This is a genomic window from Arthrobacter sp. Y3224055, assembly GCF_059090825.1.
Window position 1 is genome coordinate 175,066 of the sequence record NZ_JBNHGB010000005.1, and the last position, 19,243, is coordinate 194,308.

A 19,243-nucleotide genomic window follows, 5' to 3' on the forward strand; every position below is an offset into this window, starting at 1 on the left:
CCATCACCGCTCATCGTCCGCTCCACCGGCTAACCCTGAACGCCGAGACGTTCAAAGATCAGCTCGCGGACCCGACCGGCGTCGGCCTGCCCGCGGGTGGCCTTCATGACCCCGCCCACGATGGCGCCGGCGGCCTGGACCTTGCCGCCGCGGATCTTCTCGGCCACCTCGGGCTGGGCTGCCAGCGCGGCATCGATGGCTTCCAGCAGGGCGGAATCGTCCGACACCACGGCCAGGCCGCGCTTCTCCACGACCTCCTCGGGCGTGCCCTCCCCGGCGAGCACGCCGTCGAGCACTTGGCGGGCCAGCTTGTCGTTGATCTTGCCGGCCTGCACCAGACGGTCCAGCTCGACCACGGTCAGCGGGCTCACGCCCAGTTCCGAAGGTTCGAGTTCGGCTTCCTTGGCGCGACGGGAGATTTCACCCATCCACCACTTGCGGGCCACGGCGGCGGAGGCTCCGGCGGCAATGGTTTCCTCGATCGACTCCATCACGCCGGCGTTGACCACGTCGCGGAATTCGGCGTCGGAATAGCCCCACTCGGCCTTCAGCCGCTTGTGCCGTTCGGCCGGCGGTTCGGGCAGCCGCGAACGCAGTTCTTCGATCCACTCTTCGGTGGTGACCACCGGGACCAGGTCCGGTTCCGGGAAGTAGCGGTAGTCATCGGCGTCGGACTTGGGCCGGCCCGCGGTCGTGGAGCGGGTGTCCTCGTGCCAGTGGCGGGTTTCCTGGACCACCTTCCGGCCGGCGTCCAGGACCGCCGCGTGGCGCTGGATTTCGAAGCGGACGGCACGTTCCACCGCCCGCAGCGAGTTCACGTTCTTGGTCTCGGAGCGGGTGCCGAACTGCTCCGAGCCCTTGGGCATCAGGGACACGTTCGCGTCGCAGCGGACGTTGCCGCGTTCCATCCGCGCGTCGGAGACGCCCAGGTTCTTGACGATCTCGCGGACGGCGGCCACGTAGGCACGGGCCAGTTCCGGAGCACGGGAACCGGCTCCGACGATCGGCTTGGTGACGATCTCCACCAGCGGAACGCCGGCGCGGTTGTAGTCCACCAGCGAGTACTCGGCGCCTTGGATCCGGCCGGTGGCGCCTCCCATGTGGGTGAGCTTGCCCGCGTCCTCCTCCATGTGCGCGCGTTCGATCTCCACCCGGAACACTTCGCCGTCTTCCAGCTCGATGTCCAGGTAGCCGTCGTAGCAGATCGGGTCTTCGTACTGGGAGGTCTGGAAATTTTTCGGGGTGTCCGGGTAGAAGTAATTCTTCCGGGCGAAGAAGCAGGATTCGGCGATCTTGCAGTTAAGCGCGAGCCCAATCAGGATCGAGTACTCCACCGCCGACTTGTTCACCACCGGCAGGACGCCGGGCAGGCCCAGGTCCACCGGCGACACGTTCGTATTCGGCACATCGCCGAACGCGTTCGGAGCGGCGGAGAACATTTTGGTCTTCGTGTTCAGCTCAACGTGGACCTCAAACCCGAGGACCGGGTCGTACTTCGCCATCGCCTCTTCGAAGGAGACCAACTCTTCTGTTGCAGCCATTTACTTCACACCTCCGAGGACAGGAGCCTGAGCCAGCAGCGGGCCGCCCCACTGGGCTTCCAGCAGGTTTTCAAGACCGGCGCCGGCGCGGTACAAGCGGGCGTCTTCACGGGCGGGGGCCAGGAACTGGATCCCCACCGGCAGCCCGTCGGTCAGGCCGCCCGGCACCGATATGCCAGGCACTCCGGCGAGGTTTGCAGGGATGGTGGCCACGTCGTTGAGGTACATGGCCATCGGGTCGTCCAGCTTCTCGCCCAGCTTGAACGCGGCCGTCGGGGCCGTGGGAGAGACCAGCACGTCGACGGTCTCAAACGCTGCGGCGAAGTCGCGCTGAACCAGCGTGCGGACCTTCTGCGCCGAACCGTAGTAGGCGTCGTAGTAGCCCGCGGACAGGGCGTAGGTGCCCAGGATGATGCGGCGCTTGACCTCGTCGCCGAAGCCGGCGGCACGGGTGGCACCCATCACGCGTTCGATCGTCATCGGGCCCTCGGCCGGCAGCACGCGATGTCCGTAGCGGACGCCGTCGAACTTGGCCAGGTTGGAGGAAACCTCCGAGGGCATGATCAGGTAGTAGGCGCCCAGCGCGTACTTGAAGTTCGGGCAGGAGACCTCCAGCACCTCGGCGCCGGCCCCGCGCAGCAGTTCCAGGGCCTCGTCGAAGCGGGCCTGCACGCCGGCCGCGTAGCCTTCGCCCTGCAGTTCCTTGATCACGCCGATGCGCATGCCCCGCACGTCGACGTTCCGGGCGGCCTCGACCAGCGCGCCCACCGGGTCGGTCAGCGAGGTGGAGTCGGCCGGGTCGTGTCCGCCGATGACCTCATGCAGCAGCGCGGCGTCCAGGACCGTGCGCGTCACCGGACCGATCTGGTCCAACGAAGACGCCATCGCAATGGCGCCGTACCGGGAAACTCCGCCATAGGTCGGCTTGACGCCCACCGAACCGGTCACTGCGGCCGGCTGGCGGATGGAACCGCCGGTGTCGGTGCCTAGCGCCAGCGGTGCTTCGAAGGCGGACACGGCTGCCGCAGAGCCGCCGCCGGAGCCGCCCGGGATCCGGTCCAGGTCCCACGGGTTGCGGGTGGGACCGTAGGCGGAGTGCTCGCTGGAGGAACCCATGGCGAATTCGTCCAGGTTGGTCTTGCCCAGCATCGGCATGCGCGCGGCCCGGATCTTCTTGACCACGGTGGCGTCGTACGGGCTCATCCAGCCCTCAAGGATCTTCGAGCCGGCCGTGGTGGGCTGGCCCACGGTGACGATCAGGTCCTTGATCGCAATCGGGACGCCCGCCAGGGCGTGCAGCTCTTCGCCGGCGGCGCGGGCTTTGTCCACGTCCGCCGCCACTGCGAGCGCCTCGTTGGTGTTCACGTGCAGGAACGCGTTGAGGTCGCCGTCGACCTCGGCGATGCGGTCCAGATGCGCCTGGGTGACCTCAACCGAGGACACCTCCGAAGCGGTCAGCATCTCGGCCAGCTTGGCCGCGCTGTGGGTAATCAGTTCGCTCATGGGTGCGTCTTACTCCTCGTCCAGGATCGCCGGAACTTTGAACCGGCCGTCGGCCTGGTCCGGTGCGTTCGCCAGGGCAAGTTCCTGGCTCAGCGTCTCCCCCACCACGTCCTCGCGGAACACATTGTTCAGCGGGATCGGGTGCGAGGTCGCCGGAACGTCGGGGCTGGCAACTTCCTGGACGGACTTGATCGAATCGACAATGACGTCGAGTTCGCCGGCCATCTTGTCCAGTTCTTCGGCGGTCATCTCAATGTGGGCCAGCCGCGCCAAATGCGCCACCGCCGCACGATTGATCTCAGACATGAGTCTCCTACGCGGATGGAATGCTTTTCCTTTTCAGTCTACCGGCGCAGAAGGGTCGGGATTCGCCAGGGAATGCCGAGGGACCATCCCACGGCGACAGCCTCCGGCTTCCCGGCGTCCGGTCTTGGGCTTGTGATCCGCAGGCACAGCGAGGGGACCACGGCCTCGAGCGTTTCGGCTCACTTCCCGTGCCGGTTGATCGTTGACCGCCTGACGCCGGGCACCTAGAATGTGGCACCCGCGAACGCCTGGCCGGGCCGTCGGACTTCCGGCGGTCTGCCGGAGTCCTTCGCGGCGAGGAGGTCCCCATGCGTCCGACACGGCTAGCTGCCATCGCCCTGACCGCATTGCTGCTGCCGTGCTGCAGCAGCGCGGGGCAAGGCTCGCCCGCCCCGGCGCCGCACGCTTCGGCGGGCCCTACTTCAGTGACCTCTCGCGCGCCGGCCGCACCGCCGGTTGCGTCACCACCTGCCTCCGACCCGGCCGCCGCCGCGCCCCGGACAGCCGGCAACTCCGCGGGAAGCGTGAGATTCGCGGCGGCCGGGGACTTCGGCTTCGACGAAGGTGCCGCGCGGGTGCTGGAAGCGATGGCGGAAAGCGGCTCCCGGTTCGGCCTGGCGCTCGGCGACCTGTCCTACGGCCTTCCCGGCACGGAATCCGGGTGGTGCAGTTTCGTCACCGACCACCTGGGGCCGGATATTCCCCTGCAGCTGGTCGCCGGAAACCACGAAAGCGATGGCCGGAACGGTTCGATCGATGAATTCGCCCGCTGTCTTCCTCCCCGCTTACCGGGTGTCCACGGCACCTATGGGCGCCAATGGTTCGTGGACATCCCCCAGCGGGACCCACTGCTGCGGCTGATACTGATTTCGCCGGGCCTGGAGTTTCCGGAATCCGGCCGCTGGGACTACCTACCCGGCACCGACCATTACCGGTGGACGGCCGCCGCCATAGACTCGGCCCGCGCCGCGGACATCCCGTGGGTTGTGGTCGGTTCCCACAAGCCCTGCCACTCGGCGGGCGCCTACGAGTGCGATCCCGGTTCCGCAGTGACGGATCTGCTGCTGGACAAAAAAGTAGACCTGGTGCTGCACGGCCACGAACACCTCTACCAGCGGACACACCAACTCGCCCTGGGGCCGGAATGCCCGTCGCTGCTGCCCGCGCACAGCGATAATGCCTGCATCTCCGACACCGACGCGGACTTCGAGTCCGGTGCCGGCACGGTCTTCGCGACGGTCGGCACCGGCGGGCAACCGCTGCGCGACATCAACGGCTCCGACGCCGAGGCGCCCTACTTCGCCGCCTACTCCGGCGCAAACGCCGAGCCCGCGCACGGGTTCGTGGAGATCGAGGTGACCGAGGACTCCCTGATGGCCACGTTTATGGGCGCCGGCGGCGCAAACTTCACCGATTCGTTCACGTTCAGGAAACCCTGAGCACGCGCTGCCTGCAGCGTAAGTTCCTGCGGCTGCTAGAGGCGTTTGACGAAGACCAGCAGCCGGATGTCGGTCCCGGGTACCGGCCAGTCGCGCTCCGGCACCCGGTCGAATCCCAGCGACTCATACAGCCGGTGCGCCGCGGTCCAGTCGCTGCCGGTGGTCAGGCTCACGGCGTTGATGCCCGGCAGCGTGCGCGCGTACTCCACGATGGCGTCCACGAGGGCCCGGCCGACGCCCGAGCGCTGCAGCCCCGGATCCACGGCCAGCATCCGGAACTCCAGTTCCCCCTCCCGGGCGATGTCCGCATACTCTCCGCCGGCCTGGGCCAGCGTGACCGCCCCGGCCACCTTTCCGCCCCGCTCGGCCACCCAGATCTCGGCATGCCGGGCCCGGTGCGCCACGTCGGAAACGTGCACCAGATACGGGTGGTCGGCTGCCGGGAAGTGTCCCGCGGCCAGGTACGCCTCGCGCGTCAGGCGCTCCACGTCGTCGAAATCGGTAGCGGTGGCAGGGCGGATGGTGATCTGCATGTGCTTGGGCGGTGTCCTTGCGGGTAGTAAACGTACGACGGCGGGGCTTGCCTGACCAGTTTCCCGCACCACGGGCGGTGCGCGCCAATACGGTTCAGGCCGTGCCGCCGGCCGGCCGTCCCGCCGACGGCCCGGCCGCCGGACGGGGCACGGGCGGGAGCAATTCCGGATTGACCCGCCGCTGCAGGGCGGCGACCGCCTCGGCCGGCAGCGCCAACAGACCGTCGAGCTCCTTGCGGGCGCGCGCGTAGGCCAGCTGCCGCTCGGCGGGCGTTGCCGCCCTATCCACCGCGATGGTCAGCAGCCGGCGCGCGGTGTTCAGCCGCAGCCGTTCGGGGCCGCTGAAGTGCTGGTCCTGAATGCGGCGGGCCTCGCGTTCGGCGATGTCGAAGGCGACCTCGTAGGCCCGCACCGCCTCGCGGTATTCGCGCAGCCGCTCGTCGGTGGCAACTTCCGCGGCGGTGACCGGTCGGAGCCCGTCGGCGGTCCGCTTGGCGCGCAGGAACGCCACCGTGAGCGGCTCGCGGACATCGGACATCATGGGAAAATCGATCAGCTTGGCCACGTCCAGCTCATAGTCCAGCCAGCGCGCGTTCACCGCATCGTGGTCGGCCATTACCGCCGCGGTGTCGCGGAGCCGCTGCTGTTCGGCGGCTGCGGCGGCACGCAGCCGGTCGGCCTCGCGCCGCGCGGCCTCCGAGCGTGCGCTTTCGTGGCGCCGGCCGCCGCGGTTCCAGCCCTGGCCGCGCCGGGTCCGCCTGGCACGCTGTCCAATCCCGGAGACCACGGCGAAACCGACCCAGATGAACCACCAGGGGAAACCGTCGGCAAAGAATTCGTTCATGGCTCACCTCGCACATCCATCGTCCCATGGCGGGTGATGCCAGTCACGATAGTTTCACGAGGCCGCGGGAGAATGGTTGGGCCCGCGTAGTGCTGCCAGTATCCCTCTTCCCGCTGAGAGCGGCCTATAACGTCGAGAACGCTGTATATCGTCGAAACCGGCCGATAATGCCGCACGCCGGGACGATAAAGGCCGCTTTCGCGACGCCCGTGCAACTACCCCGCCGGGGCCCCGGCGTCGGCTCGGTTAATCCGCGTCGGCACACGTTCCGCCCTCGCGCGGCTACGGCTGCCCGGGGCTGTTGGCGCGGCGGTGACCGACCCGGTAGTCGCTGCCGTCCGGCTCGCGGTCCAGGAAGCCGTCATCGACCAGGGCACGGCGGAGCATCGGCACATCGGACGTGAACGCGGTCAACCGGGCGTTCAGGTCCTTCTCAGCCATGACCTCGCCTCCGGCGATGACGCGGTCGCGGATATGGCCCAGCAGTTCCAGCCGGTCGGAGGCGCGGGACGGCAGCACCACCAGCCCGCCGGTGAGGAACCTTTCCGGCCCGGCCGGACCGGGTTTCCGGGCCGCGGCGAGCGCGGCCTTGAAGACACCCGGCTCGACGGCGAGGGCACCGCCGTCGTCCGTCACCAATCCGGAGGCAACCAGCTTCTGCCGTTCCTTGGCGGTCATCTCCGGCTGTTGGCCCAGCACCAGGGCGGCATAGAGCCCGCGCAGCCGCTCGCTGGCCAGGGCGGAGAGCAACTGCTGCCAGCTGGCGGCGGGCCCTGGCCGCTCCCCCGTCATGCCGTGCCGGTTTCCAGCAGCCGGCGGAAACCGTCCTCATCCAGCACTGTCAGGCCCAGGGACTCGGCCTTGTCCAGCTTGGTCCCCGCGTTCTCGCCGGCCACCACATAGCTGGTGTTCTTCGAGACGGAGCCCGAGGCCTTGCCGCCGCGGATGATGATCGCTTCCTTGGCCTCGTCACGGCTGAAGTTCGGCAGCGTACCCGTCACCACCACGGTCAGCCCCTCCAGCGTGCGGGGCATGCTCTCGTCCACCTCGTCGGCCATCCGCACACCGGCTGCCGCCCAGGCATCGACAATCCCGGCATGCCAGTCCTCGGCGAACCACTCTTTCAGCGCCGCCGCGATGGTGGGACCGACGCCGTCGACGTGGGCCAACTGGTCTTCGCTGGCGGCCCGGATGGCGTCCATCGAGCCGAAGGCCGTGGCCAGGGCCCGGGAAGCGGTGGGACCCACGTGCCGGATGGACAAAGCCACCAGGACGCGCCAGAGCGGCTGGGTCTTGGCCTTCTCCAGCTCCTCGAAGAGCTTCCTGGTGTTGGCCGTGGGAACCGAGGGCTTCTTGACGGTGCCCTTGGTGAAGAAGTAGGGCACCAGCTCGGTCTCGCCGGTGGGCACCCCCTTATCCTTTTTCTCGCGCCGGATCCGCACGTCGGCCAGGTCCTCAGGCCTGAGGCTGAAAATCCCGGCCTCATTGGTGAGCGGAGGCTGTTCGGGTTCGGCCGGCCGGGTCAGCGCGAACGCCGCCTCGTAGCCCAGCGCTTCGATGTCGAAGGCGCCGCGGCCGGCCAGATGGGCCACCCGCTCGGTCAGCTGCGCCGGGCAGGACTTGGCATTCGGGCAGCGCAGGTCGACGTCGCCCTCCTTGCCGGGAGCCAGCGGGGTGCCGCACGAGGGGCAGTCGGTGGGCATCACGAACTCGCGCACCGGCGGATCCTGCGCATCCCGCAGCGCCAGCACCGGGCCCACGATCTCCGGGATGACGTCGCCGGCTTTGCGCAGCACCACGACGTCGCCGATCTTCACGCCCTTGGCCTTGACCACGTCCTGGTTGTGCAGCGTGGCCATCTCCACGGTGGAACCGGCCACCTTCACCGGCTCCATCACCCCGTACGGCGTCACCCGGCCGGTGCGGCCCACGTTCACCCGGATGTCCAGGAGCTTGGTGTGGACCTCTTCCGGCGGATACTTATAGGCCACGGACCAGCGTGGCACCCGCGAGGTATGGCCCAGCGCGCGCTGCAGGCCGAAGTCGTCCACCTTGACCACGATGCCGTCGATTTCGTGTAGCAGGTCGTGGCGGTGCTCGCCGTAGTGCTCGATGAACTCCAGGATCTCTTCGTAGCTGTCCACGACCTTGAAGTAGGGGCTGGTGGGCAGCCCCCATTCCTGCAGCAGGGCGTAGGTCTCCGATTGGCTCTCGGCGTCGAGCCCTTCACGGGCGCCGATCCCGTGGACGAACATATGCAGCGGCCGCTCGGCCGTCACCTTCGGGTCCTTCTGCCGCAGCGAGCCGGCCGCCGAGTTCCGCGGGTTCGCGAACGGCGCCTTGCCGGCCTCCACCATCCGCTCGTTCAGGGCCAGGAAGTCCTTGGTGGGGATGAAGATTTCGCCGCGGATCTCCACCTCGGCCGGGATGTTGCTGCCGGAGAGCCGGCGCGGGATGTCCGCGATGGTCAGGGCGTTGTGGGTGATGTCCTCGCCGGTCGTGCCGTCCCCGCGGGTTGCGGCGCGGATGAGTTCACCGTTGCGGTAGAGCAGGTTGACGGCCAGGCCGTCGATCTTCACCTCACTGAGCCAGCGCAGCTTCCTGCCGTTGCCCAGGTTGGCCACCGACGCCGTGGCGCGGTCCACCCAGGCCTTCAGTTCGTCCAGCGAAAAGACGTCCTCCAGCGAGTACATCCGCTGCAGGTGTTCCACCGGGGCGAAGGCGGCCGAGACCTCGCCGCCGACTTCCTGCGTGGGCGAGTCGTTGGCCACCAACTCCGGGTGCAGGGCCTCGATTTCCTCCAGCCGACGGTACAGCCCGTCGAATTCGGCGTCCGAGACCAGCGGGGCGTCCTCGTTGTAGTACGCGTAGCGGTACTTGCGGACGTCCTCGGTCAACTGCTCGTACTCGTGGCGGATTTCGTCGCTGGGAATCCCGCTGGCAGGTGTTTCGACTGTGCTCACCTGACTATCTTGCCCGAGAAGCGCGGTTCAGGCGACGACGGCGGTGCTCGCGTGCCCCGGGCGGACCGGCGGCCGCTCAGTCTTCGGCGTCCGGCCGTTCGTCGAGCAGCGGCAGGTCGGCCGCGGTGACCAGATGGGAGGTGACGGCGTGCTCGACCAGCCGCGCGCGCCGGTTGGTGGCGAGCTTTCCGCCGCCGCCGCGCAGTCCGGCGACGCCCACCCGGTCCAGTTTGTCGCAGACGTTGTCCAGCTTGCGGTTGAACTTGGTCAGGGGCCAGCCCAGCCTGGCCGCCGCCTGCGAGGACGACGGAATCGAGCTAAGCCCGGTCCCGTCACGCTTGAGCATCGGCTCGGCCAGGGCCAGGATCAGGGCCTTTTGCGACGCGGTGAACACCACCGGGCCGATGGTGGTCTCGCCCACCGCATCCGTGTCCCGGTGTTCCTGGCGGAAAGACGGTGTCTTCACATGGACCGACAGCTCATAGGTTGTGGGGCCGGCCGTGAAAACGATGTTCGTCTGGCTGAAGACCATCGGGATCCGCGCTCCCGGCGCCAGCCATGCCTGCATACCCCCGGTGGAATCGGCGATGGTCGCGGAGATCAGGGAACCGACGTTGGCCAGCCACCAGATGCCGTCATAGTGGGCGATCTGGAGGAACTTGCGGTGCAGGTAAGGGTTGTCGTCGATCTCCAGGTCGCCTTCGCGCCCAATGGTGAACACGTCGTCGTTCGTGGCTTCGTACCATTCGCCGCAGAACTCAATGCTCACATCCGCCACCGCTAGCCCCCTTGTCTGCGCCGGCCAGGGGTCGGCGCGCGATTCATCGTTTCAAACCTACCCGCAAAAGCCACGCAGTCCGGGCAACTACTGATCCGCGCAACCGCGGACCGGATCAGAGGCCCGGCCGTTGGCCCGCACCACCACCACTTCGATGCAGGTGCGGTCGTTCTGCGCCAGCGGCACGGTTGCCTCGGGCTCGCCGGTGCGTTCGGGCTCGCCCCGGCCCAACGCGGTAACGGGCGTCCAGATGAACAGGTCGCCGTCCCGCGGGTCCGGGTTGGTCCAGCTGAAGACCGCCTCGCCGCCCTCGACCCGGCCGGCCAGGTCCTCGGGCGGCACCACGTTGCCGGACAGGCCCTCCAGGGCATTCGCCGGCGGCCGGCTGACGGGGGCCTCGGCCACCGCAGCCTCCGGTGCGGGCCGGTTGAGCACGACGGCGGCGCCGGCGAGCACTGCCGCCGCCGCGACCGCCCCCGCCACCCAGGCCCAGGGGCGGCGCCGCCCAGCAGCGTCCTGTTCCGTCGCTGCATCCCGTTCGGAGTCCCGCAGCACGGTGGAGCCGTCCGGGGCCGGCTCAGGGGGCCGTCCCCCGGCGCCGGGCAGCCATGGCCCGGGAGCGCTGCCCGCTGCCGGCGGCGGGTCCCCGGGCAGCTGGCCGGTGCGTTCGGGAAAGGCGAAACCGGGCGCCGTCGGCACCGTGCCGGCGGCCGGGTCGATGGAGACAATCCCGCGGACGCGCGTCGCCTCGCCGTCGTCACCGCCGTCCGCTTCAGCCGGCCGTGCTTCCTCCAGCACCTCGAACGGCGTCACCGAGAGGTTCAATTCCGCCTGCACCCGCTGCAGGGACAGGGCGAAGGCATAGGCGGAGGTGAAGCGCGACCCCGGCGACTTGGCCATCGCCGTCGCCAGGGCCAGTTGCAATGATGCGGGCACGTCGGCACGGCGCAGCGGCGGCAGCGGCGCATGGGCAATCCGGTCCATCAGGTCCCGCTGGGAGTTGTTACCGCCGGGCTGGATGAACGGGGACCGGCCGGCCAGGAGCGTGTAGATCGTGGCGCCCAGGGACCAGATGTCGCTGCGGGTGCCGTTGCCGGCATTGCCCCGCAAGGCTTCCGGCGGCGACCACGGTATGGACATGCCGGTGTCGCCATCTCCGCCGTCGGTGCTTGAGGAAATGCCGAAGTCGGTCAGGGCCGGCCGGTTGTAATCGGTGACCAGGATGTTGGCGGGTTTGATGTCGCGGTGCGCGATACCCGCCCGGTGCGCGGTTTCCACGGCCGAGGCCACCTGGATGCCGAGGGCCAGCACTTCGTCCACCCCCAGCGGACCGTTGCGGTACCGGACGTCCAGGCTGGGACGTGAACAATATTCCATCGCCAGGTAGGAATGTCCGTCGGCGGTGAGATTGGCCTCGTAGATCGTGACGATGAACGGATGCGTGGACAGTTGCGCCATGAGGTTTGCTTCGGATTCGAAGCGGCGTCGGGCGTCCTCGGTCTTCAGCCCGGACAGCAGTACCTTGACCGCAACCCGGCGCCTGGGCCGATCCTGTTCGTACAAATAGACGTCGGAGAAACCGCCGGAGCCAAGCAGCCTGACGTAGCGGTACCCGTCGATGGCGGGCGGCGGTGCGGGCGGGCGCTTCACGCTCACGGCAGGTCCTCAAAGCGCAGGGAGATGCCGTCGCCCAGGTCCGCGATGTCGCCGTCCAGCAGCATGACCGCCTCGCCGTGGCCCAGACGCCGGGGCGCCTGCTGGCCCCGCAGGAGCAAGGTCCCGTTGGTCGACTTTAAGTCGGCAAGGATGACGTGCCACCCTTCCAACCGGACTTCCACGTGCGAGCGCGAAATGTCCCCGCTGGCGCTGTGCACCGGCACCAGCCGAGGCATCACCCTGCCCTGCACCCGGTTCGCGGAAGGCTGCCGTCCAACGATCACGGGCCTGTCCAGTTCCACCACTTCGCCGGTGGACAACCGCAGGTGCCCCAGCGACGGCCGCTGCACCTCCCGGGCTTCGCCGTCCAACGGCCCGCCGCATCCGGAACACGCCGAACTGGTCGGTGGATTGGCGTGGCCGAGCCCGCACATCCGGGCCAGCACCATGGGGGCGGTGCTCGGGGCCGGCGACGGCGCCGCCTCGGGTGCGGGTGCGGCCGGAACCTCGGGCAGGTCGCTGCGCATCAGCGTCTGCCCGTCGTGGTCGCCGCCGTCAGGGTCGCCGCCGTCGCGTTCTCCGCCGTCGTGGTCGCCGCCGTCGAATCCGGCCGGTGGGCTAGCGACGGCGGCAGGGCCGCGGTTGGCAGCCGCGGCCGGTTCGGCATCCCCCGCCGCTCCCGCGGCCGATGCCGAGGCGGCCGCGCGTGCGGACGCAGAGGGCGTCAGCCAGGGAACGGCATCGATCAGGTCCAGCGGCTGGCCCGGCCTCCGGGTCGGGCCAGCCGCCGCGGGGCGTGGTGCGGCGGCGGCCCCTGCCGGAACCTCGCCGGCGGCGGCTGGGGGCGGCGGCGGTTGCAGGTTGGCACGTTGCGCGGCGGCGTGGACTACTGTCTGGTCCAGGCCATCGTCTGCCGCCGCGGGGTTCGGTTCCGAGGGGGCGCCGGCGGCCTGTCCTGCTTGGGCGCGCGGTTCGTCTTCGGGCGCCCATTCGTCGGCGGCGGCGGCGCCCTCGGACTCGTCGTCGGGCACGTAGAGGCTGGTCAGGTCCAGGCTTTCGGCCCAGCCGGCGCCGGCGGACTCCGGTCCTGTCGATTCGGGCTGCGCGGCCGGAACCGGGGCGGATGCGGGAGCCGGCTCGGGCTGCGCGGCCGGAACCGGGGCGGGTGCCGGAACCGGTGCGGGTACGGGTGCCGGTGCCGGTACGGGTGCAGGGGCCGCCGATGCAGGTGCAGGGGCCGCCGATGCGGGTGCGGGTGCAGGTGCAGAAACGCCGGCCGTCCGGTCCGTTCGGGCCGGATCGGCTGCGCCCTCTACTCGGGGCTCCCGTCCGGCCTCGAGTGCCGCGCCCATGCGCAGGGCACCTAGCTGTACCGCCCCGGCACGCAGCGGCAGCCACGGGCCCGGCCGGCCTTCGGCGCGGGAGCCGTCGGGCCCGGCCGCAATGGCCACGCTGCCGGCCCGCAGCCGCCCCTCGGTCCAGCTCGAGACGCCGCGTCCGCTCAGTTCCTGCCCGTCCGGGTCGGCGGACACCACCACGTCGCCGCGGAGCACCGCGTGGATGCCGCCGGAGCAGGAGACGATGCCGAACTGCGGCATGGCCGACAGGTTGGCGCCGTACCCGGAGACCACCGTTCCGAGCAACGTTTCCAGCGAGGCGCCGGACTCCAGCGCCTGCCACAACTGCTGCACCAGGTCCTCGGGAGCGCCGGGTTCGAGGAGCACCGCCGTGCCGCCACTGACCAACCCCAGCCAAGGCCCCGGGCTGTACGTCATGCCCGCCATCAGGCGCCCTCCTCGGCGGCTGCCTGTTCTGGGGCATCCAGCCGGGGCAGCGTCGTCGTATCCTCCTGCCGCGGGGCGGTCGAGGCGTCGTCGGCGTCGCCTGCGGGACCGGCGACATCAACGACGACCACGGTGATGTTGTCGCGCCCGCCGGAGCGCAGCGCGGCCTGGATCAGTGCATCGACTGCGTCCTGGGGACCGGATACGGAGGTGAGGATGGCGTAGATGTGGTCGTCACTTACCTCCGAGGTCAGCCCGTCGGAGCAAATCATGATCCGGTCCCCCGGTTCCACGGGCACCATCCAAAAATCCGGCTGGTTGTCTTCGCCGGTGCCCAGCGCCCGGGTAATGACGTGCCGGCGGGGGTGCACCAGGGCCTCCTGGGCGGTGATTTGTCCGGCCTCGAGCAGTTCCTGCACCTCGGAGTGGTCGACGCTGATCTGGACAAGCTTGCCGTGGCTGAGCCGGTAGGTGCGGGAATCGCCGACGTTGAACACGAGCCAATACGGCACCCCGCGTTCGGAGACCAGCGCGGCCCCGGACACCGTCGTGCCCGCCCGCGATGCAGCCGCCGCCCTGATCCGCGCGTCCGCCCGCCCGATCAGCTGTTCCAGTTCGTGCGCGCCGAGCTCGTGGCTGGCCACGTAGTCCCGCATCGTCTCCACGCAAATGCGGCTGGCCACTTCGCCCGCCTCGTGTCCGCCCATGCCGTCGGCCACCGCGAACAGCGTCCCGTCGGCCAGATACGCGTCCTCGTTCAGCTGCCGCCGCAACCCGCGGTCGGACCCGGCACCGACAGTGAGCCGGATGGGCTCCCCTCCCGACGCCGTGCTCATGCCCGTCCGATGGTAAAGCTGCGGTCGCCGAATTCGACGGTCGCGCCGGGTTGCGCCGCCACGGGTTCCCCGGGGGCCAGCTGACGGCGGATGCCGTCGCCGCCGGTCACCGCGGTCCCGTTGGTGGAGCTGCGGTCCGTCACCCAGACGGTGCCGCCGTCGACCCGCAGCAGCAGATGGGTCTTGGAGACGGAACGTCCCATGTCCGCGAAATCGATCAGTTGGTCAATATCCTCGCCGGCGCCTGCGGCCGGGTTGCGCCCGATCAGGGCCGTCGTTTCAAGTACCACATCGCGCCCGTCGTCGAAGGTAATGGTGAGGGGGCCCGACGGCGGGGCCACCGTGCGGACCCGGGTCGCCGCGAATTCTTCGTCCGGGTGGTGGTGCGGTTCGGCCTCCGCAGCTATCCGTGCCGGAGCCGGGGCCGGTGACGGCGGCTCACCCGGGGCGCCCAAGCGGTCAGCCGCCGGCGCCGGCGAGACGTTGGCGCCGGGGCGGGCCGCCGGCAGCTTGGCCGCCGGTGCTTCCATTGCCGGGCCGAATCCCGGGATCGCGGCAATGACCCCGGAGGGCTGCGAAGCCGGCTCAGCGGCGGGCCGGCGCGGGTCTTGTCCGTCCGGTGCCACGCCGGCAAACCCGGCGCGGGCGTCCGTACCATCCGGGGCGAAGGCCGCCGGCCCGTAAAGCCCGCCGGTGGTCAGCGGATCGCGGCCCTGTGCCACGTCGAGCACCAGTGTCTTGGCCACCTTGTCGTGCCAGCCCTGCCGCCTGTGGTTGCGGTCCCAGACGTTGGAGACCACCACCACGACCGCGCCCACCGCCAAGACCAGTCCGCCCACGGCGATGATCAGCCCGCGCAGGAAGATGGCTCCCCAGCCGGCCGCGTGGCCGTCCTCATTCGCGGTCCGCAAACCCAACAGCACGTTGCCGGGAGTCTTGCCGGTGGTCGCTTCCCAGCCCCAGAGCCAGATGGTGTAGGCCAGCGACAGCACGGTCGCCAGCCCGATCCACAGGAACAGGCCGCCCAGCGCCTCCGCGGCCGCGGAGGCGCTGCCCGAGGCTGCGGCCTCCATCACGGCCGGCACGCTGGCAGCGTAGGCGGCCAGCATCAGCACGGCCGGCGGAATCTTGTCGATCAGCCACGCCCCCAGCCGTTTGCCGACCGGGGCGCTGACCAGATTCAGTCTTGCTGCCACGTGCTGCTCCCGCCCTGTTCCGGCCGTCCGGCCTGTGAGTCTACTGTACGGATTCTAGTGGCGGCCGTTGTCCGCCGCCGCGCCAGCCGCCTCCTGGCGTCGGCCACCAGCGAGCGCGGCGTGTACTTTGCCCGCTGCCGCTGCCAGAAACCCAGCGAGTCCTTCATCTTCGCCAGGGAGTCGTCCACCTGGTCCCAGTACTGCTGCACCTGCACCTCCGTCGGTTCTGCCGCCCCGAAGATCGCCGCGTCGGCGCGGTGTGCCAGCAGGGTGGTGCCATCGGCGGTGGCCGGGAACTGCCCTGCCAGCGCGGCCGCGTGCTCGCGCCGGGTGGCGTTGGCGGGGGCGCTCGCTCCAATGTCGGTGGCCAGGGACATCACCTCGCGCCAGCCGCCGCCCACGCGTTGGCTCGGCAGGCCTTCGCTGGCCCGCCGCTTGCGCCGGCGCAGCTTCAGCCAGGCGATCAGCAACAGCGGCAACAGCAACACCGCCAGCGGGAGGGCGGCCAGGCCCACGGCCGCGAAGAGCCAGCCCCACAGTTCCCAGAACGATTTCTCCTGCTGCTCGGCGTCCTGCGGCTCCGGGGCGGTGTCCGGCGGCAGCTCGGCCGGTTCCTGCGGCGGAGGGGGTGGCTGCAGGACCTGCGGCTTGGGCGTGGACTTCGGCTCCTGCTGCGGCGGCGTCGGCTCGTTGTCCTCGTCCGGCGTCGGGTCGAAGGCGACCCAGCCGGCATGCTCAAACGCCACCTCCACCCAGGCGTGCACGTCTTCGCCCTTGATCTGAACTGCTTCCCCGGCGGAGCGGCCTTCCTTCGGATCCGGGTAGAACCCCATCACCACCCGGGCCGGGATGCCCAGGTGCCGGGCCATCAACGCCATGGCGACGGCGTACTGCTCGTCGTCGCCAATCATCTGGTCGGCATCCAGCAACTGGATCATCCGCCCCGCGTGGTGGCCGGAGAGGCTGCGGGCTTCGTCTTCCTTGCCGTTGCTGAAGAAGCCGTTCTCGTGCAGGTTCCGTTCCAGCTGGCGCACCTGTTCGATCGGCACCGTCGCTTCGCCGACAAATTCGTTCGCCTTGGCCGCGACGATGTCCGGCACCCTGGCCGGTTTCGGCAGCCGGACGGAGGCGAAGTCATACTGTGCCAGCTGGGCGTCCTCCAGCCGGCCGGGGAACGTGGTCTCCACCGAGTAGCTGTCTCCGGCCAGCAGGTACCGGGTGGTCAGCGCCGTCTGGGAGTCGTCGTTGTAGAACAGCGAGCCGCCCAGCTCGGCCGCCCGCTCCCCCTGGAACGCCAGCCCGTCGATGTGCCCGCCCGCGGGGAGCCAGACGCCGCTGTAGTCCCCGACCCGGATGTCGAGCCGCGTGGTGCCGCCGGACGCCGGGCCGAGCGAACCGGCGTCGCCGACGGGCTTGAAGTTGCCCCCGCTTTCGGGGTTGACGTTGTAGACCGTGCCGTCGAAGGTATCCAGCGCCGCCAACCGCACCCGCTGGCCCTCGGGCAGCCCCGCGACGGTGAAGAGCGTCTCCTCGGCCCGGTCCTTCACGTAGCTCCGGAAATCCATCAGCGGGCTCGGATAGTCGTAGAGATTGACCGGGGGGACGACGACGTCGCGCAGCACCTCGCGATCGCCCCGCGCCGTGAGTGCCGGGCCGGCCAGCGCCGTGAGCGCCACCGCGGACGCCAGCATTCCGGCGCCCAGGCCGAGCCTTCGCCGCAACCCTGCCCGGTGCGCGGCCGGATCGGCCGGCGCCGCAGTGGCCACACCGGCAGCGGCATCTCCCCGGGCGAGGTGGCGGTGCCACGCCAGCCAGGCCGCGGCCACGGCGACCAGCAGCACGCCCCGCAGCACCGGCAGCACCGGGACATCGGTGCCGAACGCGATGCCCAGCAGGAAGAACCCCAGTACCGGCAACAGCGGCCAGTACGGCCCGCGGAGGCGCCACGCCAACGTGCCGGCCAGCAGGGCGGCGGCCAGGGCGCCCAGGAACGGCACCACCAACATCCCGCCGGAGATCCCCACCGGCGGGGCGACGGTGAGGATGTCCTTCCACGCGAACACGAAGCCGGTCAGCACGGTGCGCAGCGAGTCCAGCGACGGCAGGACGCCACCGATGGCTTCGCCGGGCGCGGCGAAGGTGCTGCCGAGCAGCAGGTACGCCGCGAGTCCCGCGGTGGCCGTGGACAACAGGCCCAGCCGGTAGCGCGCGCCGACCAGCGAGAGCAGGAGGCCGACGGCGATGCCACCGAAGCCTGCGCTCAGGTAGCGGCCGTTTCCGCCGAAAACATGATGGAATCCGGCCAGTCCCAGTCCCAGCAGCAGCACCAGGACAGCCGCGTCGATCGCCACCTGACGTGCGGGCCGCGGCAGCCGGGCCGACAGTCCGCCGCCGGCCGGCAGGCGCCGCTTCCGGGCGGCAGGGCCGGCGTCGTTCTGCGCTGCGGCGGCACGGCGCCGCACCCGGCCGGCCTGCTGCCCCGGAGACGGAGCGTTGGCGCTGCCGCTCATGCGGCGGCCTTCCGCAACACGAGGGCCAGGTCGTCCAGGCTGGACAGGGACAGCACGGACAGGTCGCCGATGGTCGCCCGGGCGGCCTGGAGGCCGCCGCCGCAGCGGATGGCGAACGCACGGATGCCAACCGGCACTGCCGACGATGCCTGGCGCAGCTGCGTGGCGGACACATGATCACCGACGACCAGGAACATGACGGAGGCATTCGGAACCGCGTCGGCGGTACTGCGGGCCAGTTCCACCGCGGTGGAGCGCTGCGGCTTGCCCTCGATCCGGGTCATTTCATCGAGCAGGATGCGGCCGGTTTCGCTGCGCAGCGGGCCCCGCTGGGTCAGGACGCTCAGGTTGCGCTCCTCCCGGATGGCCTGCAGACCGATCGAGGCGCCGACGGAGACCGCCAGTTCGAAGTCCTCCTCCGAACCGTACTCCTCGGTGTTCGTGGAGACCGCGACGGCGAGATGCGCGCGGCGGGTTTCCTCGAACTGGCGGACCATCAGCGTGTTGGTGCGCGCCGTGGTCTTCCAGTGGATGTAGCGGCGGTCGTCGCCGGGGACGTAATCGCGCAGCGCGTGGAAGGAGACGTCGGCGCTGGCCAGTTCCTTGGTGGGCAGGCCCTCGAGGTCGCGGATGAAGCCGGCGGCCGAACTGCCCAGCGCGGTGGTGCGCGGGTGGACGAACAGGTCGGTCGGTTCCGTCCACATCATCTGGCGGCGGAGCAGTCCCAGCGGATCCTGGCGCACCGAACGGACCGGGCCCACCACGATGACGGCGCGGCGCTGCGTCGGGATGGTGAACAGGTCCTCGTGCACTTGGCCGGCCTTCATGCGCGGCAGCTGGAACACGGCGGTGGCCGCTCCGACCGGCAGCTCCAGCGCCGCCGGCAGCAGGGGTTTGTCCGCGGTGTTCGTCACCGCTATGCTCCCCACGGCCTGGTCGCCGACCGCGACGCGGGTGCGGGCCAGGTCCAGTTCCACGCCATACGAGGAACGGCCCAACACAAAACCTATCGCCAGCAACAGCAGAAACAGTCCAGTGAGTGCCGCGATCTTGGCTTCCTGCCAGCCGAAGGCCATCCCGGGCACCAACAGCAGGACCGTGCCGCCGGCCACCACCCAGCCCAGCGGGCTCACCGTTTCCAGCACGGGCCGCAGGTAGCGCTCGGCGGCGTCCTGGACCCGCTGCCAGCCCGGCCGCACGTACTGCCCTGCCAGCGAACCGGCCCGGGCCGCCAGCGAGGCCGGATGCAGCGTGCTGCCTTCGTCCGGAGCCACCCGCCGGACGGTTTCGCCGAGGCCGGCGAACCGCTTCGTCTGCTCCGTGGCCCGCTTCGTCGTCGTCTCCGTCATGCCGC

15 protein-coding genes are annotated in these 19,243 nt (G+C 70.1%); 1 reads left to right on the forward strand and 14 read right to left on the reverse strand.

Translation table 11 applies throughout. The annotated features are described in order from the left end of the window. Positions 1–29 precede the first annotated feature (29 nt). The 3 genes from gatB to gatC are packed head-to-tail and all read right to left on the reverse strand — an operon-like array spanning position 30 to position 3,350. Entirely contained in the window at positions 30–1,541 is a 1,512-nt protein-coding gene (gene gatB / locus AC5RTY_RS13270; RefSeq protein WP_494002512.1) for an Asp-tRNA(Asn)/Glu-tRNA(Gln) amidotransferase subunit GatB, read from the reverse strand. Further along, positions 1,542–3,044, reverse strand: coding sequence for an Asp-tRNA(Asn)/Glu-tRNA(Gln) amidotransferase subunit GatA (gene gatA, locus AC5RTY_RS13275; protein WP_494139649.1), 1,503 nt, complete (start codon positions 3,042–3,044; stop codon positions 1,542–1,544). 9 nt (positions 3,045–3,053) lie between these two features. Beyond that, the gene (gene gatC, locus AC5RTY_RS13280) at positions 3,054–3,350 is read right to left on the reverse strand and encodes an Asp-tRNA(Asn)/Glu-tRNA(Gln) amidotransferase subunit GatC (protein ID WP_493977642.1); all 297 of its coding nucleotides are present in this window, start codon (positions 3,348–3,350) and stop codon (positions 3,054–3,056) included. Positions 3,351–3,874: 524 nt separating this feature from the next. Between gatC and AC5RTY_RS13285 the strand changes: the two genes are divergently transcribed. Then, positions 3,875–4,789 (forward strand): metallophosphoesterase, encoded by a 915-nt coding sequence (locus AC5RTY_RS13285; RefSeq protein WP_494139650.1) that lies wholly within the window; start codon positions 3,875–3,877, stop codon positions 4,787–4,789. Positions 4,790–4,824: 35 nt separating this feature from the next. Here the strand turns inward: AC5RTY_RS13285 and AC5RTY_RS13290 are convergent, their stop codons facing one another. The 11 genes from AC5RTY_RS13290 to AC5RTY_RS13340 form a co-directional block, all read right to left on the reverse strand. Then, complete coding sequence (locus AC5RTY_RS13290) at positions 4,825–5,322, reverse strand: GNAT family N-acetyltransferase (protein WP_494128316.1); 498 nt, start codon at positions 5,320–5,322, stop codon at positions 4,825–4,827. A 94-nt stretch (positions 5,323–5,416) separates the two neighbouring features. Further along, positions 5,417–6,166, reverse strand: coding sequence for a hypothetical protein (locus tag AC5RTY_RS13295; protein WP_494139651.1), 750 nt, complete (start codon positions 6,164–6,166; stop codon positions 5,417–5,419). A gap of 282 nt (positions 6,167–6,448) precedes the next feature. Next, positions 6,449–6,958: a DUF2087 domain-containing protein gene (locus AC5RTY_RS13300; protein WP_494139652.1), complete on the reverse strand. Its 510-nt coding sequence runs from the start codon at positions 6,956–6,958 to the stop codon at positions 6,449–6,451. Further along, positions 6,955–9,129: an NAD-dependent DNA ligase LigA gene (gene ligA, locus AC5RTY_RS13305; protein WP_494139653.1), complete on the reverse strand. Its 2,175-nt coding sequence runs from the start codon at positions 9,127–9,129 to the stop codon at positions 6,955–6,957. The genes AC5RTY_RS13300 and ligA overlap by 4 nt, the downstream gene beginning before the upstream one ends. A 76-nt stretch (positions 9,130–9,205) precedes the next feature. After that, on the reverse strand, positions 9,206–9,907 hold the full coding sequence (locus AC5RTY_RS13310) for a hypothetical protein (protein ID WP_494023743.1): 702 nt from the start codon (positions 9,905–9,907) through the stop codon (positions 9,206–9,208). Positions 9,908–9,994: 87 nt separating this feature from the next. After that, a complete protein-coding gene (locus AC5RTY_RS13315; RefSeq protein ID WP_494139654.1) occupies positions 9,995–11,563 on the reverse strand; it encodes a serine/threonine-protein kinase in 1,569 nt (522 codons plus the stop codon). Further along, positions 11,560–13,347 carry an FHA domain-containing protein gene (locus AC5RTY_RS13320; protein ID WP_494139655.1) on the reverse strand — a complete coding sequence of 596 codons (1,788 nt, stop codon included), beginning with the start codon at positions 13,345–13,347 and terminating at the stop codon, positions 11,560–11,562. Before AC5RTY_RS13320 ends, AC5RTY_RS13315 begins: the two co-directional genes overlap by 4 nt. Next, a complete protein-coding gene (locus AC5RTY_RS13325; protein ID WP_494102249.1) occupies positions 13,347–14,183 on the reverse strand; it encodes a PP2C family protein-serine/threonine phosphatase in 837 nt (278 codons plus the stop codon). The genes AC5RTY_RS13320 and AC5RTY_RS13325 overlap by 1 nt, the downstream gene beginning before the upstream one ends. Beyond that, on the reverse strand, positions 14,180–15,379 hold the full coding sequence (locus AC5RTY_RS13330) for an RDD family protein (RefSeq protein ID WP_494139656.1): 1,200 nt from the start codon (positions 15,377–15,379) through the stop codon (positions 14,180–14,182). Before AC5RTY_RS13330 ends, AC5RTY_RS13325 begins: the two co-directional genes overlap by 4 nt. After that, a complete protein-coding gene (locus AC5RTY_RS13335) occupies positions 15,364–17,889 on the reverse strand; it encodes a transglutaminase TgpA family protein (RefSeq protein ID WP_494139657.1) in 2,526 nt (841 codons plus the stop codon). The genes AC5RTY_RS13330 and AC5RTY_RS13335 overlap by 16 nt, the downstream gene beginning before the upstream one ends. Then, positions 17,886–19,238, reverse strand: coding sequence for a DUF58 domain-containing protein (locus AC5RTY_RS13340; RefSeq protein WP_494139658.1), 1,353 nt, complete (start codon positions 19,236–19,238; stop codon positions 17,886–17,888). Before AC5RTY_RS13340 ends, AC5RTY_RS13335 begins: the two co-directional genes overlap by 4 nt. Positions 19,239–19,243: the final 5 nt, after the last annotated feature.